Origin of the sequence: Allobosea massiliensis, from assembly GCF_042655245.1 — a bacterium.
GTDB classification, from domain to species: domain Bacteria; phylum Pseudomonadota; class Alphaproteobacteria; order Rhizobiales; family Beijerinckiaceae; genus Allobosea; species Allobosea massiliensis.
The window spans coordinates 21,207-36,433 of the sequence record NZ_JBHSLU010000026.1; the positions used below are offsets into that span (position 1 = coordinate 21,207).

A 15,227-nucleotide genomic window follows, 5' to 3' on the forward strand; every position below is an offset into this window, starting at 1 on the left:
CGCTCATCCCTGCAAAAGCCGGCTTTGGCCGGCGTCAGAACTCGGACCAGCCCCGGTCCCCGGCAGCGGCGGCTTGCTTCCGGGGCGGGGACAGCGCCGCCGCGGGCAGTCGCGGCAGGCCGGCCGAGCCCGCGATCTGCTTCGGCTGGCGAAGGTCCTCTGTCGGGCGCGCTGGCGCCGGCTTGCCTTCCCGGTCGACCGTGAAGGAAGACACCATCCCGCTGAGGGCGGCGATATCCCGCCTCAGGTCCTGCGCCACCTTGGCGCTCTGGTCGGCGAGCGTGGCGTTCTGCTGCGTCAGCTCATCCATATGCGCCACTGAACGGGCCATCTCGTCGATGCCTTTGGACTGCTCCCCCGCCGCAGCCGAAATCTCGTTGACCGTCGCGGCCACCTTGGATGCGGCGGAGACGATCTCGCCGAGAGTCTGGCCAGCATCCTTCACCAGCCCAACACCGGCTTGAATCTGCTGGGCAGAGTTGGCGATCAACGTCTTGACGCCATTAGCGGATTCGCTGCAGCGCGCGGCCAACGCTCGGACCTCGGAGGCGACGACCGCGAAGCCACGGCCGGCCTCGCCCGCCCTCGCCGCCTCGACGGCGGCGTTCAGCGCCAGCAGATTGGTCTGGAAGGCGATCTCGTCGATCATCGAGATGATCTCCGAAATGCCCGAAGACGCCTTCTCGATGCGCTCCATCGCGCCCACCGCCTCGGTGACAATGGCGCCGCCGCGCCTTGCAACCTCGCTGGCTTCTTCGCCCAGCGCGACCGCTGCACGCGAATTGCTCGCACTCGTCTTGACGGAAGCCGCCAGTTCCTCGGTCGTCGCGGTGGTCTGCTGCAGGTTGGCGGCATTCGCCTCGGTCCGCTGCGCCAGCTGCAGGCTGTCGGCGGAAATCTGCGTCGATGCCGCGTCGATCCGATCGGCGATAGCCCGCACCGCGCCGACGACATCCGTCAGCGTGTCGAGGAGATCGTTGACGCCTCCGCAGAGGACCGCCACCTCTCCGCTCTTGCCGGCCAGGTCGATCCGGCCCGTCAGGTCGCGGTTCTTGGCCCGGGCGATGACCTCTCCGGTTTCGTGGACCGCCTGTTCGAGTTGCTGGCCCTTGTGGCTGGCTGTGATGTCGGTCGCGAACTTGACGATCTTATAGGGGCGGCCGCGCGCATCCATGATCGGATTGTAGCTCGCCTGAATCCACACCTCGCGCCCATCCTTTGCGATGCGGCGGTACTGGGCGACGGCATATTCGCCGCGGGCGAGCTGCTCCCAGAAGGCCTTGTACGCAGGCAACCCGCGCTCGGCGGGGTCGACGAACATGCGATGATGCTGGCCGACGATCTCCGACAGCGTGTAGCCCATCACCGACAGAAAGTTCTCGTTGGCGTCGATGATCTTGCCGGTAAGGTCAAACTCAATGACGGCCTGCGCCTTGCTGATCGCCGCGTTCTGGCTTTCGAGATCGGCCATGCGGTTCTTCTGCTCGGTGATATCGAAGGCGTATTTGATGACGCTGACCGGCCGCCCGCCGGCATCGAGGATCGGGTTGTAGCTCGCCCGGAGCCAGATCTCGCGCCCGCCCTTGCCGATGCGCAGGAATTCGCCGCTTCGGAACTCGCCGCGCCCGAGATCGGCCCAAAGCTGTCTGTAATCAGCGGTGTCTGCCTCGCCCGGTGGCATGAACAAGCGATGCTGGCGGCCCTTCACCTCGTCCAGCGAATAGCCCGTGGCATTGAGGAAATTGGCATTGGCGGACAGGATTTTGCCATCGAGATCAAACTCCACGATGGCTTGGCAACGGTCGAGTGCGGCCAGCTGTCCATGCAAACGGCTGGCGGGGAGCCAATTCGTGATGAAGCCCATTGAGTGAATCCAAGCCGACGGTGCTCTGGCGCACCGTTCAATGCCCCTCGGGCCTCGCAGGCGCGAGGCGCAACATGCCGCAACGTCACCCTGCGCGACAGGTTACTCGCGAATCGTTAATCGAGCTTGGTTGATGATTTATTGATGAGTTGATCGAGCATAATCACCGGGCCACGAAAGACCTCGCCGCTCGAACTCAATCAATGAACCCAGCGTCACTGCCGGCCTGATATATCTATTCTTCGGCCGGGCCAGTCTGCCAGATGGGCATCGCCGCTTGTCAGGCGCCGAGCTTCGCCTGCTCCGCCGCGATCATCGCCTTGACCGCCGCCATCGCCGCCGCCAGCGCCTCCGGATCGCGCGAGCGCACCACGACGTTGGTGTCGGGCCCTGTCTCAGAGAAGAAGGGATAGGAGCCGATCGAGACGTCCGGATGGGCCTTGGCGACCTCGGCCAGCGCCGTACCGATATCGCCTTCGCGCAGGCCGGCACGGACCGTATCGGAGAGGATCTTCACCCCCGTCTGCAGCGTCGGCGCCACGACGTCGAGCATCGCCTGCATGATCGAGGGCACGCCCGCCATCACATGGACATTGCCGATCTTGAAGCCCGGGGCCTTCGAGACCGAATTGGCGATGAGATCGGCCCCGGCCGGGATCCGCGCCATCCGCAGCCGCGCCTCGTTGAGCTGGTCGGGCGGGAAGCGCTCGGCCAGCATCGCGATCGCGCGCGGGTCATGGTCGATCGAGACGCCGAAGGCCGCCGCCACCGAATCGGCGGTGATGTCGTCATGCGTCGGCCCGATGCCGCCGGTGGTGAAGACGTAGGTGTAGCGGTGGCGCAGCGCGTTCAGCGCGGCGACGATCTCGCCCTCGACGTCCGGGACGATCCGAACCTCGCGCAGCTCGATGCCGATATTGGTCAGGTACTCGGCGATATAGCCGATGTTCTTGTCCTTGGTCCGGCCGGAGAGGATCTCGTCGCCGATGACCAGGATCGCGGCGGTCACGCTGACCGGGGATGAAGTCGTCTCGCTGGTGGTCATGCCCGGCTCCTGGCTGCGGCGCGAGGCGCACTCCGCCTCCTGGCGCCGCTACAGCTAGGGCTTTGCCGGCGCCGGCTCAAGCGGCGCCGTCGCCGCGCGCTCAGGCCGCGGGCGCCGGCTCTGCCGCCGGCGTATGCGGGCGCTCGAAGACGAGGTTCAGCCGCGTCTGCGCGACCAGGCTGTAGCCGCTGCGCTCGAGCAGCGCGGCGAGGTCGCTCTGCCAGCGCTGGCGCGAATCCTCGATGATGATCAGCCCCGGCCAGAGGCTCTGCGGCGCATCGCGCAGGAACGGCTCGAGGATCAGGTCCTCCGCGCCCTCGACATCGAGCTTGATCGCGTCCAGCCGCTCATAGCCCTCGTTCTGGACGAGGGCGAGCAGCGTCATGGCTGGCACCCGCACCGTGCTGCCGGTGCTGGAGCGCAGGATGCGGACGCTCGATTCGCCCCGATTGGTCGGGTCGAGGAAAAGCGTCAGCTCGCCGGGCTTGTCGGCCAGCGCGCAGGCCACCGCCTTCACCGTCCCGAACGGGTTCTGGGCGATGTTGAAGGCCAGCCGCGCAAAGATCTCGGGCTGCGGTTCGACGGCGACGATACGAGCGCTCGGACCCGCCTTGGCCGCGACGAACAGCGAATAGGCCCCGATATTGGCGCCGATGTCGATGAAGCGGAAACCGTCGCGCAGGCGCGAAGCCAGGATCTCGCGCTCGACGGGGTCGAAATATTGCGGCGTGAACAGCACGCGCTTCTCGCAGACATTCCCGTCCGGATAAAGTCGCATCCGGGCGCCGAGCGACTCGATGTCGACCGGCTGCCCCGCCAGCGAGCGTAGGCCGAGCCGGCGCAGCGCATAGGCGAGCTTGCGGCCGAGGAAGCTGTCCGAGGCGCAGCGCGTCCAGCCGATGAGGCGCGACAGCCCGCGCCGGGGGGCGAAGGCGCCATACGGCTTGTCCTCCGCCTGCGATTGTTCGATGATGGCCATGTTGCGCGCCTGATACACCCGGCAGCGCCCCGGCGCCAGCCGCACGATGCCCGGCTTGCGAACGCATCGGTCGGCTGCACCTCACCGCCTTGCGCCGCCCCGCCGAGCCGATCCATAAGACGATCGAGGAGCCGTATCGCCGCCATGACCTTCGCCAAGACCTCCGCCAAGCCATGACCTTCGACGAAACGCTGGGACGCGGTCGCATGCGCGAGCCGGCCATCAGGATTCATGGCCCGGACGCCTTCGCCGCCATGCACAAGGCCGGCCGGCTGACGGCAGCCGGGCTCGACATGCTGGGCGATTATGTCAAGCCGGGCGTCACCACCCAGCGCCTCGACGATCTCGCCTACCAGTTCGCCATGGACAACGGCGCCTTCCCGGCGACCCTGTTCTACCGCGGCTACACCAAGTCGATCTGCACCTCGATCAACCATGTCGTCTGCCATGGCATCCCGGACGACAAGCCGCTGCGCGAGGGCGACATCCTGAACATCGACTACACGCTGATCGTCGACGGCTGGCATGGCGATTCGAGCCGGATGTACGGGGTCGGCGACATCTCGCGGAAAGCCGAGCGCCTGATCGAGATCACCTATGAGAGCCTGCTGCGCGGCATCAGGGCCGTCCGCGCCGGCGGCACCACCGGCGATATCGGCTTCGCCATCCAGCGCTATGCCGAGGCCGAGCGCTGCTCGGTGGTGCGCGATTTCTGCGGCCACGGCGTCGGCCGCAATTTCCACGACGCCCCCAACATCCTGCATTACGGCTCGCCCGGCGAGGGGCCGGAGCTCAAGCCCGGGATGATCTTCACGATCGAGCCGATGATCAATCTCGGCAAGGCCGGGGTGAAGGTGCTGTCCGACGGCTGGACCGCGGTGACGCGGGACCGTTCGCTCTCGGCCCAGTTCGAGCACACCATCGGCGTCACCGAGACCGGCTGCGAGATCTTCACCCTCTCGCCGGCGGGACGGGACAACCCGCTCGCGGCCCGATGAGCGCGGGGGCGGACGAACGTTCGGCGCGCGCCGCGCGAAGCGCCTCGCCGGCCCCGGCTTCTCCCGCCCCGCATTACCACGGCCATCGCGAGCGTCTGCGTGGGCGCTTCCAGGACGCCGGCGCCGAGGCGCTGGCCGATTACGAATTGCTCGAGCTGCTGCTCTTCCGCTCGATCCCGCAGCGCGACGTCAAGCCGCTCGCCAAGGAACTGATCGCGCGCTTCGGCTCCTTCGCCGAGGTGCTGGGCGCGCCGGCGGCCCGTCTGACCGAGATCAAGGGCGTCGGCGAGGGCGTCGCGCTTGATCTGAAGATCGTCGAGGCCGCGCTGCAGCGCATGGCCAAGGGCGCCGTGACCCGGCGCACCGTGCTCTCTTCATGGTCGGCAGTGCTGGACTATTGCCGCACGACCATGGCCTTCGCCGAGCGCGAGCAGTTCCGCCTGCTTTTCCTCGACAAGAAGAATGCCGTCATCGCCGACGAGGTGCAGCAGACCGGCACCGTCGACCACACTCCGGTCTATCCGCGCGAGGTGGTGCGGCGCGCGCTTGAACTTTCGGCCTCGGCGATCATCCTCGTCCACAACCACCCTTCGGGCGACCCGACACCCTCGGGCGCGGACGTGAAGATGACCCGCGAACTCGTTGATATCGCGAAGCCTCTGGGCATCGCGATCCACGACCATGTCATCGTTGGTCGCGACGGACATGCGAGCTTCCGCGGCCTCGGCCTGATCTGAAGCGACCTCCCCCCTCAGCCGCCCAAGAATGAGGCAGCTCCGCCAAAGGGCGTGGCATCAGCCCCCTTTCCGAACGCGCGCGAATAGGCATAGGCTGCTGAAAATGGGGAAAGAAGGCTGCATGGTCGCGTTCGATGAGATGACGGGGTTGGGAGGCGATGTCAGGCAGGCCTATACGGCGCTCGACCGCTGGTTGAAGGAGGCGCCCGCCGACATGCTGGCGCTGCGGCGCAGCCAGGCTGAACTCTTCTTCCGGCGCATCGGCATCACCTTCGCCGTCTATGGCGACGAGGAATCGACCGAGCGGCTGATCCCCTTCGACATCATCCCCCGCGTCCTGACCAAGCCGGAATGGACCAAGCTCGAGGCCGGCCTGCGCCAGCGCGTCACCGCGCTCAACATGTTCCTGGCCGATGTCTACGGACCGAAGGAATGCATCAAGGCCGGCGTCATTCCGGCCGACCTCGTCTACCGCAACGCCTGCTACCAGCTCGAGATGGTGGATTTCCAGGTGCCGCACGGCATCTACTGCCACATCGCCGGCATCGACATCGTCCGCGTCGACGCCGACACCTTCTATGTGCTGGAGGACAATGCGCGCACGCCGTCCGGCGTCTCCTACATGATGGAGAACCGCGAGGTGATGCTGCGGCTCTTCCCGGAGCTCTTCGCCACCCACCGCGTCGCGCCGGTCGACAACTACCCCGACCAGCTGCTGGCGACGCTGCGCTCGGTCGCGCCGCGCTCCTCCTCGGCCGATCCCAACATCTGCCTGCTGACGCCGGGACAATACAATTCGGCCTTCTACGAGCATTCTTTCCTGGCCGACAAGCTCGGCGTCGAGCTCGTCGAGGGCTCGGACCTGCTGGTCAAGGACGACGTCGTCTACATGCGGACCACGCAGGGTCCCAAGCGCGTCGACGTGATCTACCGGCGCATCGACGACGACTTCATCGACCCGCTCGTCTTCCGCAGCGATTCCGTGCTGGGCGTGCCCGGCCTGATCGGCGCCTACAAGGCCGGCAATGTGACACTGGCCAATGCGGTCGGCACCGGCGTCGCCGACGACAAGGCCGTCTACAGCTACATGCCCGAGATCGTGAAGTTCTTCACCGGCGAGGAGCCGATCCTGAAGAACGTACCGACCTGGCGCTGCCGCGAGCCTGAAGCCAACGCCTATGTGCTCGACAATCTGGAGCAGCTCGTCGTCAAGGAGGTCAACGGCTCGGGCGGCTACGGCATGCTCGTCGGCCCTCATGCCAACAAGGCGCAGCTCGAGACCTTCCGCCGCAAGCTCAAGGCTCAGCCGGAGGGATTCATCGCCCAGCCGACGCTGGCGCTCTCGACCTGCCCGACCTTCGTGGCGTCGGGCGTGGCGCCCCGCCATGTCGATCTGCGGCCCTATGTGCTGTCGGGCGCCAACGGTATCTCCTGCGTGCCGGGCGGCCTGACCCGCGTTGCGCTGAAGGAGGGCTCCCTCGTCGTCAATTCCAGCCAGGGCGGCGGCACCAAGGATACCTGGGTTCTCGATGCCTGATCTCGCCAGCGGCTCCCTGTTCCAGCGTTCACCGGACACATCTCGCCTCATCGCCAGAAGGCCCGATCTGACTATGCTCTCGCGCACCGCCGACAGCCTCTACTGGGTCTCCCGCTATGTCGAGCGGGCCGAGTATCTCGCCCGCATCCTCGACGCGACGATGCGCCTGTCCAACCTGCCCTCCTCCTATGGCGGCGCCGGCAGCGAGTGGCAGAGCGCCGTCGCCACCGCCGGCTGCGACGAGGCCTTCGCCCAGGCCTATGGCGAGGCCAATGAGCGCAATGTCTGCGACTTCCTGACCTTCAGCCCCGACAACCCCTCCTCGATCCGCAACTGCCTGGCGCTGGCCCGCTCCAATGCGCGCGGGGTGCGTACCGCCCTGACATCGGAGATGTGGGATGCGCTGAACGGCGCCTGGCTCGAGCTGCAGCGCTTCGAGAAGAAGCGCATGGATCGCGAGGAATTCGCCCGCTTCCTCGAATGGGTGAAGAACGTCTCGCTGGTCTTCGACGGCTCGGCCTACCGGACCATGCTGCGAGACGACGGCTACTGGTTCTCGCGGCTCGGCGTCTATGTCGAGCGGGCCGACAACACCGCCCGCATCCTCGACGTGAAATACCATGTTCTTCTGCCTGCAAATGAGCAGGTCGGCGGCTCGCTCGACTATTTCCAGTGGACCACGGTGCTGCGCGAGGTCTCGGCGCTGACCGCCTATCACTGGGTCTATCGCGAGGCCGTGAAGCCGCTTCTGATCGCCGACCTTTTGATCCTCAACCGGCGCATGCCGCGCTCGCTCGCTGCCTGCTACGAGAACATCTCGCGCTTCCTCGACCTGCTGGGCGATTCCTACGGCCGCCAGGGCCCGGCCCAGCGCCAGGCACGCAAGACACTCGCCAATCTATCGAGCACCAGCATCGACGACATCTTCCAGCACGGGCTGCACGAGTTCATCTCGGACTTCATCACCGAGAACAACCGCCTCGGCGGCACCATCTTCGAGCAGTATCTGCAATGAGCCGGCGCGGCATCCGCCTCGCGCGGCTGCCGCAGCCAAGAAGACCCTTTGAGAAGGCCCCGACGCGTCGGTTAGCGATTGTCCATGCGGATCAGGATTTCCCACTCGATCGGCTACGCCTATGCCGAGCCGGCACGGCACATCACGCAAATCCTGCGGCTGACGCCGCGCGACCATGACGGCCAGCACGTCATGTCGTGGCGCATCGAGCCGACCATCGATGGCCGGTTGCGCATGACGCAGGACGCTTTCGGCAATGTCGTGCACACCTTCTCGGCCGATGGCCCGATCGCCGAGATGGCGATCCGCGTCGAGGGGTTGATTGAGACCGTCGATCTCGCCGGCATCGTGCGCGGCGTCCCCGAGCGCGTGCCGGTCGACGTTTTCCGCCGCGACACGCTGCTTACGACACCCGACGCTGCGCTACGCGAGTTCGCGGAGGAGGTCACGCGCGGCGACGCCACCCCCCTGTCGCGGATGCACGCGCTGATGGAGGCGCTGCACGAGAAGATGCCCTGCATCGAGACCGGCCAGCGCACCGGGATCGGCGCCGCGGCCGCCTTCGCTGCGGGCGAAGGGATTCCGCAGGACGTCGCCCATGTCTTCATGACCTGCGCACGCCATCTCGATGTGCCCGCCCGCTACGTCTCCGGCTATGTCGCCCAGTCCGACGCCCTGCCCCACGCCAACGGCGCCCATGCCTGGGCCGAGGTCCATCTCGAGGATTTTGGCTGGATCGGCTTCGACCCTGCGAATGGTCTCTGCCCGATCGACACCCATGTCCGCGTCGCCGCCGGCCTGGACTATGCCGACGCCGCCCCGGTCCGCGGGGCCCGCAAGGGCGGTGACGGCGAGGCGCTGGCCGTACGCGTCAGCGCCCGTGACGCCGGGGCGCGTGCCGCCAACCAGTGAGGCGCCCGCGCTCCGCCCGCTGACGACTCGCCCCTGCGCGCGCGATGTGCGACGACAGCGCCCGACCCGTTTCAGCCAGGACCAGACCCGTGACCTATTGCGCCGGAATCCTCGTGCAGGACGGTCTCGTCATGATCGCCGACACCCGCACCAATGCCGGGCTCGACGACATTTCGACCTTCCGCAAGCTTCACGTCTTCTCCTGGCCGGGCGACCGGACCTTCGGATTGATGACGGCCGGCAATCTCTCGGTCACGCAGTCGGTCATCAGCCTGTTGCATGAGGGCCTGCCGAATCCGGAGACGGGCGAAAGCGACACGTTGCTGGGCGCGACCTCGATGTTCCGCGCCGCGCAACTCGTTGGCCGGGCCATCCGCCATGTCCGCGCCGAGGACGGCCCGGCCCTGAAGGAGGCCGGCGTCAAATTCGAGGTCACGATGCTGTTCGGCGGACAGATCAAGGGGCAGCCGATGCGGCTGTTCATGATCTACGGTGCCGGCAATTTTATCGAATGCGGCACGGATGCCCCCTTCCTCCAGATCGGCGAGCACAAATACGGCAAGCCGATCCTCGACCGTGCCATCACCTACCGGACGCATCTCTACGACGCGCTCAAGGTCGGCCTGATCTCGATGGATTCGACCATGCGCTCCAATCTCGGCGTCGGCCTCCCGATCGACCTATTGGTGATGCGGCGCGACGCCGATGAGCCGGAGCTGACGCGGCGCATCGAGGCGGGAGAACCCTATTTCCATGATCTGCGCGAGCGCTGGTCGGCGGCGTTGCGCGCAGCCCACACGGCAATCCCCCGCCCACCCTACGAGCCGCGCAAGGATTGACGCTCTGGGATCGAGATAGCTCGACGCTGCGCAGCCGCGTCAACGGGATATCAAGACATCACTGACATGGTCCGGTTTGATGTGACCGGTCCAGGACCTCTGATGTCGTCGCCTTCCGTCGGGAAATTGACCAACGCGGATGCATCCGCACGGATGCTGAAGAGTTCGGTCGCGACGCTGGCTTTCGCGTTCGTCATGGTCATGGCTGCGGCGGTGCTGGTCGTCCTGGCCATCACCCGCGACGCCAACCGGCTCGAGGCCGAGCGGCAGCGTGACCGGATCGAGGCCGCCATCGAGAGCCAGGTCCGTCTGCGCGAGCTGCGCTTCCAGAGCCTTGCGGCCGCCGGCGACCTGCAGAGCGCCTTCACGGGCTCCGATCCGCTCGCGGCCCTGCAGGACTCGCTCGCCCGTCTCGGCTCGCGCTTCCTCGAATTCGACGGCGCCTATGTCGTCTCGGAAACAGGACTCGTCTTCGCCGGCATCGAGGGTGACGGCGCGTCGGGCCAGACCGGCTATGACGGGCTGAAGCATTTCAGCCCGTCTTTGCCCGGGGGACCCGGCGGATCGCCACTGCACCGGCTGCCGGACATGCGCGGCGGGCCGGGCAAGACGTCCTGGTCGTTGACTCATGACGGCTTCGACACGCTCAGCGTGATGATGATCGATGTGCCGGCGCGGCAGGGCTCCCTCGCGCAACTGCTTGGGCCACTCAAGATCGTCGGCTATCGGCGTGTCACCAGCACCATGATGACGGAGCTGGCGCAGCGCTACCGCGTGTCCGACATCCGCATCGTCCGCGACATGCCAGCCGACCCGCTGGCCCGTCGCGCCATTCCGGCTCCCGACGGGGCCGCCCGCGCCTGGCTGAGCTGGACGCCGGACCGCCCGGGTGACGCCATGCTGCGCCAGTTCATCTGGGCGCTGGCCGGGGTCGGCCTGCTCTTTGGCGGCATCTTCGCTTTCGTCGTTCAGCGCCTGCGCGGCGCCGCCCATCAGATCGCCATCCGCGAGAGCCAGATCCAGCGCCTCGCCGGTCAGGACGAACTCTCGCTACTGCCCAACCGCCGGACCTTCGATCTGCGGCTCGATCAGGAACTCGCCCATCTCGGTCGCTCCGGCAAGGGCCTCGCGGTGATGCTGATCGATCTCGACCGCTTCAAGGCGGTGAACGACACCTATGGCCACACCGCGGGCGACGAACTCATCCGCCAGGTCGCGCAGCGCCTGACGCGCCTCGTGCGCAGCGGCGACACCGTCGCCCGCATCGGCGGCGACGAATTCGGCATCATCCAGACCCATGGCAACTTCCCGGCCGGCTGCGCGGCGCTGGGCGAGCGCATCCTCGAGGCGCTGACCGAACCCTTCGTCATCATGGGCGTCGCGACCACGATCGGCTGCTCGATCGGCATCGCCCTCGCACCGGAGGATGCCACCGACCGCGAAACGCTGCTGCGGCTCGCCGATACGGCGCTCTATCAGTCGAAGAACGGCGGCCGGAACCGCTACTCCTTCTTCGAGGCGCAGATGAACCGCACCCTCGCCCTCAAGCGAATGGTCGAGGAGGATCTGCGCCGCGCCATCGAGAACGACGAATTGCTGCTGCACTACCAGCCGCAGGTCTCGATCGATGGCGCCACCATCGTCGGCGTCGAGGCGCTGGTGCGCTGGAACCATCCCGAACATGGCATGGTCCCGCCGGCCGAGTTCATCGGCATCGCCGAGGAACGCGGATTGATCGTGCCGCTGAGCGAATGGGTCCTGCGGCAGGCCTGCCAGGAAGCGAAGCGCTGGGACGGCATCCGTCTCGCCGTCAACGTCTCGCCGATCCAGTTCCGCCACAAGGATTTCGTCGCCAACGTCATTCGCGTTCTCGACGAGACCGGCTTCGAACCGGCCCGGCTCGAGCTGGAACTGACAGAAGGCGTCGTCGTCGACGACGCCGACGCCGCAGAAGCAGCGATGATGGATCTGCGTGCCCATGGCGTCGGCCTGGCGCTGGATGATTTCGGCACCGGCTACTCGAGCCTGATCTATCTGCGGCGCTTCGCCTTCGACAAGATCAAGATCGACCTCTCCTTCCTGGAATACATGGAGACGACCGGCGAATCCGCCATCCTCGTTCACTCCATCGCCCATCTCGGCCGCGCGCTCGGCCTGCGCGTCTGCGCCGAAGGGGTCGAGACGGCCGAGCAGCACCGCTTCCTGCAGGCGATCGGCTGCCACGAACTGCAGGGCTTCTTGTTCTCCAAGGGCGTCACAGCGGACGAGATCGACGCGCTGCTGGCTCAGGAGAAGCCCTTCGCCACCACGCTGGCCGCAGCCTGAGGCCCGGCGGCGGGCAGCAAGCCGTCGCGGTCAGAAGAACAGTTCGTGGATGCCGCTGAAGATCGCATAGGCGAAGCCGGCGCTGAGCACGAGGCCGAGAGCCCCGCAGACGGCCCCGACGATGATCAACAGCCCGTCCCGCTCGACCAGGCCGAGCCCGACCAGACAGACCGCGAAGCCGAGCGGGATCTGCCCGATGAAGGGCGCTGCGACCACGAGCCCCAGCGCCAGGACGAGGATCAGCAGGCCGAGCACCGGAATGGCATGGGCGCTGCCCAGCACCGTCAGCCGCGGCCGCGAGACCCGCTCCAGCCGCATCATCAGCGGCACCGCCCGGTCGACCGCACGCGTCAACACCGGCTTGCCGATGCTGCGCGCGAGCAGGGTCGGCGGCAGCCAGGGCATCACGCGCCCGGTCAGCATCTGAAGCGCGACGAAGGCCAGCACCAGCCCGCAGACCAGCGGAATCGGCGGCGGCATCGGCAGGCAGTTCGGGAGGCCGAGCAGGACGACCAGGAGGGCATAGGCCCGGTCCTTCAGCGCCGCGACGATCGAACCGACCGCGACACGGTCCCCCGGCAACGCCGCCAGTGCGAGCAGGATTCCGGAGGTGCGCAGCGGTGAGGACAAGAGGGCGGGCCGGGCCGTGACAGGACGAGCGGCCTAGCACGCGCCCCGCCTCCGCGCCAAGCCGCGCCGGCGCAGCCGTTCAATGCAGCGTCAGCACGCCCCGTACATGGACGATCTCGGCCGGGCGGATCAGGCGCTCATGCGCCACGGTCACCGAATGCAGCGGACCTTCCAGTTCGCGCTTCCAGAAATCCAGAAACGCCTGCAGCACGGGGAAGCGCGGCGCGAGATCGTAGTTCTGCCAGATATAGCTCTGCAGGATATGGCGGTGATCCGGCATCCGGTAAAGGATCGTCGCGGTCGTCAGGCCGTATCCGGCCAGTTGGCGTATGAAGTCGGTATCGGTCATCTGCCGTTTCTCCACTTCGACAGCGGTGAAAGCTTAGCCGGGCCCGATGACGAGGCTGCGCCCGCTTGGTTAAGAAAAGCTTGCAACCCCCGGTCGGCCCTGCTGCAATCGCGCTCGGCGCGGGCTGGGGCAGCCCGCCTCGGGGGTGGCGTGCGTGGCGTATGGGTGGGGGCTCGCCTGGGCGGTGCCGCTGGTCGCCGTCCTGACGGCGGGTCCGGCCGGAGGCGTTTTCGCCCAGGAGGCCGAGACCGAGGCCGAAGCCGAGGAGCGCGCCGCCCTCTCCACCGTCCTGTTCGGCTCGCTCGAGGCGGGGCCGGCCAAGACCTTCGTCTCGCTCGGCATGAAGAAGGCGCTGACCGGCTCCCTCTCCGGCAGCGGCTTTCGCACGCTCCTCAAGGTGGGTGGCGCGCAGGAGCAGGCGCAGCGGCAGCGCCCCCATGGCGTTGCCTACAAGAGCGAGTCACAGGCCCTGATCGGCTATGAATGGCGGATCGGCGACACATTCCTGTCGCTCTATGCCGGCTCCGACCACGAGGGCGAGCAACGCGAACTGCGCAACGGATTGCTCTACCGCAACCGCTATGGCGCCCGGATCCAGGGCGACCTCTGGATGACGCCGCAGCCGGGCACGATGCTGCACGCCGGCGCCTATGCCTCGACGCTCGACCACAGGCGCTGGGGCCGTGTTGCGCCGGGCTGGCTGTTGCCGAGGGGCTGGCTGTCGCAGGATGTCTATGCCGGGCCGGAGGTCGAGGCCTACCGCGCCGGCGACTACACCAAGCTGAGGCTCGGCCTGCATCTGACCGGCTTGCGCCTCTTCGGCGTCGTCTGGCGCCTCTCGGGGGGCTGGCAGCGCACGAGCGACCGCCCATCCGAAGCCTATGCCACGCTAGGCGTCCACTGGTTGCGCTGACTCGCGCCGACCCTACCCTTTGGTTCGCAACGTCGAGCGCCCGCCATCGACGCCGACGATCTGGCCGGTGATCCAGGAGGCCTCGTCACAGGCGAGCAGGGCGGCCAGCGGCGCGATATCAGCCGGCTCGCCGAGGCGCTGCAGCGGGTGCAGATCGGCGATCGCCTTCGCCATCGCCTCGTTGCCGGTGAGCGCGGCGGCGAGCGGCGTGCGTGTCAGCGAGGGTGCAATGCAGTTCACCCGAATGCGGGGCGCGAGTTCGGCCGCGAGCGCCAGCGTCAGCCCCTCGATGGCGCCCTTCGCCATCGCGACAGAGGCATGCGCCGCGAAGCCCTGCGCGACCGCCACCGTCGAGAACAGCACGATCCCGGCCGTCCCCTCCGCCTGCTTCAGATGCGGCAGGGCGGCTTGAATCGCTTTGACAGCCCCGAGCGCGTTGACGCTGAAATCCTTGAGAAAATCAGCCTCGCTCAGGCGCGCGACGGGCTTCAGGTTGATGGTGCCCACGGCATAGACCAGCCCCTTGAGCGCACCGCCACTGGCGGCCTCCTGAGTGGCCCGCGCAAAAGTCTCGTCCTCGCCGACATCGCCCGCCGTGAAGCTCCCGCCCAGTTCGCCGGCCAGAGCCTCGAGCCGCGCGGCGTCGCGACCGACCAGATGCACCCCGAGCCCCTTGGCCCGGACGGCGCGCGCCACGGCGGAGCCGATGCCGCCGCTGCCGCCATAGATCAGGATCGTGTCGCTCATGCCGCTGCTCCAGAAGACTCGTCGCAGCGTATACGTCCGTGCAGTCCCCTCTGGACCAGCGCAGCAGGAGCATCCCCGCATGCCCAAGCCGATCCGCAAGGGAGATCTGCCCCAGAAGCCCTGTCTGGCCTGCGGCCGCCCCTTCGCCTGGCGCAAGAAATGGGCTCGCGTCTGGGACGAGGTCAAATACTGCTCCGAGCGCTGCCGGCGGGAGCGCAAGCCGCAGGCAGGATCAGAGAGCGACAGCCGGCGCGACGTCGGCTAGAGCAGAGGCGCGTCCTCCAAACGCGGGCTCGCAAGGCAGCCGTCAAGGCTGTGGCTCCCTGGCAACCACCGC

At 67.3% G+C, this 15,227-nt stretch carries 15 protein-coding genes; 9 read left to right on the forward strand and 6 right to left on the reverse strand.

Annotated elements, in window-relative coordinates; translation table 11 throughout:
* Positions 1 to 34: 34 nt before the first annotated feature.
* The 3 genes from ACFPN9_RS11585 to ACFPN9_RS11595 form a co-directional block, all read right to left on the reverse strand.
* The gene (locus ACFPN9_RS11585; protein ID WP_197426646.1) at positions 35 to 1,786 is read right to left on the reverse strand and encodes a methyl-accepting chemotaxis protein; all 1,752 of its coding nucleotides are present in this window, start codon (positions 1,784 to 1,786) and stop codon (positions 35 to 37) included.
* A gap of 358 nt (positions 1,787 to 2,144) precedes the next feature.
* Positions 2,145 to 2,909, reverse strand: coding sequence for a competence/damage-inducible protein A (locus tag ACFPN9_RS11590; RefSeq protein ID WP_066721876.1), 765 nt, complete (start codon positions 2,907 to 2,909; stop codon positions 2,145 to 2,147).
* A 100-nt stretch (positions 2,910 to 3,009) separates the two neighbouring features.
* Complete coding sequence (locus ACFPN9_RS11595; protein ID WP_066721891.1) at positions 3,010 to 3,888, reverse strand: FkbM family methyltransferase; 879 nt, start codon at positions 3,886 to 3,888, stop codon at positions 3,010 to 3,012.
* Positions 3,889 to 4,061: 173 nt separating this feature from the next.
* On the opposite strand from ACFPN9_RS11595, the gene map reads away from it, so the two are divergent.
* The 7 genes from map to ACFPN9_RS11630 all read left to right on the forward strand — a co-directional run bounded on the left by map (position 4,062) and on the right by ACFPN9_RS11630 (position 12,251).
* Complete coding sequence (gene map / locus ACFPN9_RS11600) at positions 4,062 to 4,886, forward strand: type I methionyl aminopeptidase (protein WP_066721889.1); 825 nt, start codon at positions 4,062 to 4,064, stop codon at positions 4,884 to 4,886.
* Complete coding sequence (gene radC, locus ACFPN9_RS11605) at positions 4,883 to 5,623, forward strand: RadC family protein (RefSeq protein ID WP_066721874.1); 741 nt, start codon at positions 4,883 to 4,885, stop codon at positions 5,621 to 5,623. The genes map and radC overlap by 4 nt, the downstream gene beginning before the upstream one ends.
* A 121-nt stretch (positions 5,624 to 5,744) precedes the next feature.
* Complete coding sequence (locus ACFPN9_RS11610; protein WP_066721873.1) at positions 5,745 to 7,160, forward strand: circularly permuted type 2 ATP-grasp protein; 1,416 nt, start codon at positions 5,745 to 5,747, stop codon at positions 7,158 to 7,160.
* Between the two features lie 73 nt (positions 7,161 to 7,233).
* A complete protein-coding gene (locus tag ACFPN9_RS11615; protein ID WP_066721871.1) occupies positions 7,234 to 8,175 on the forward strand; it encodes an alpha-E domain-containing protein in 942 nt (313 codons plus the stop codon).
* Between the two features lie 84 nt (positions 8,176 to 8,259).
* On the forward strand, positions 8,260 to 9,087 hold the full coding sequence (locus ACFPN9_RS11620) for a transglutaminase family protein (protein ID WP_066721869.1): 828 nt from the start codon (positions 8,260 to 8,262) through the stop codon (positions 9,085 to 9,087).
* 89 nt (positions 9,088 to 9,176) lie between these two features.
* Complete coding sequence (locus ACFPN9_RS11625; protein ID WP_066721867.1) at positions 9,177 to 9,926, forward strand: proteasome-type protease; 750 nt, start codon at positions 9,177 to 9,179, stop codon at positions 9,924 to 9,926.
* Between the two features lie 153 nt (positions 9,927 to 10,079).
* Positions 10,080 to 12,251 (forward strand): putative bifunctional diguanylate cyclase/phosphodiesterase, encoded by a 2,172-nt coding sequence (locus ACFPN9_RS11630; RefSeq protein WP_377817020.1) that lies wholly within the window; start codon positions 10,080 to 10,082, stop codon positions 12,249 to 12,251.
* 30 nt (positions 12,252 to 12,281) lie between these two features.
* On the opposite strand, the gene ACFPN9_RS11635 is transcribed toward ACFPN9_RS11630, so the two are convergent.
* Together ACFPN9_RS11635 and ACFPN9_RS11640 are read right to left on the reverse strand one after the other, a co-directional pair.
* Positions 12,282 to 12,881, reverse strand: coding sequence for an exopolysaccharide biosynthesis protein (locus tag ACFPN9_RS11635; protein WP_066721860.1), 600 nt, complete (start codon positions 12,879 to 12,881; stop codon positions 12,282 to 12,284).
* Positions 12,882 to 12,960: 79 nt separating this feature from the next.
* The gene (locus ACFPN9_RS11640; RefSeq protein ID WP_066721858.1) at positions 12,961 to 13,230 is read right to left on the reverse strand and encodes an usg protein; all 270 of its coding nucleotides are present in this window, start codon (positions 13,228 to 13,230) and stop codon (positions 12,961 to 12,963) included.
* Between the two features lie 154 nt (positions 13,231 to 13,384).
* On the opposite strand from ACFPN9_RS11640, the gene bcsS reads away from it, so the two are divergent.
* Positions 13,385 to 14,143: a cellulose biosynthesis protein BcsS gene (bcsS, locus tag ACFPN9_RS11645; RefSeq protein ID WP_066721856.1), complete on the forward strand. Its 759-nt coding sequence runs from the start codon at positions 13,385 to 13,387 to the stop codon at positions 14,141 to 14,143.
* Between the two features lie 12 nt (positions 14,144 to 14,155).
* Here the strand turns inward: bcsS and ACFPN9_RS11650 are convergent, their stop codons facing one another.
* Complete coding sequence (locus tag ACFPN9_RS11650; protein WP_066721854.1) at positions 14,156 to 14,890, reverse strand: SDR family NAD(P)-dependent oxidoreductase; 735 nt, start codon at positions 14,888 to 14,890, stop codon at positions 14,156 to 14,158.
* A 79-nt stretch (positions 14,891 to 14,969) separates the two neighbouring features.
* Here ACFPN9_RS11650 and ACFPN9_RS11655 point away from each other — a divergent pair, with 79 nt between their 5' ends.
* Positions 14,970 to 15,155, forward strand: a complete 186-nt coding sequence (locus ACFPN9_RS11655; protein ID WP_066721852.1) for a DUF2256 domain-containing protein — start codon at positions 14,970 to 14,972, stop codon at positions 15,153 to 15,155.
* Positions 15,156 to 15,227 lie beyond the last annotated feature (72 nt).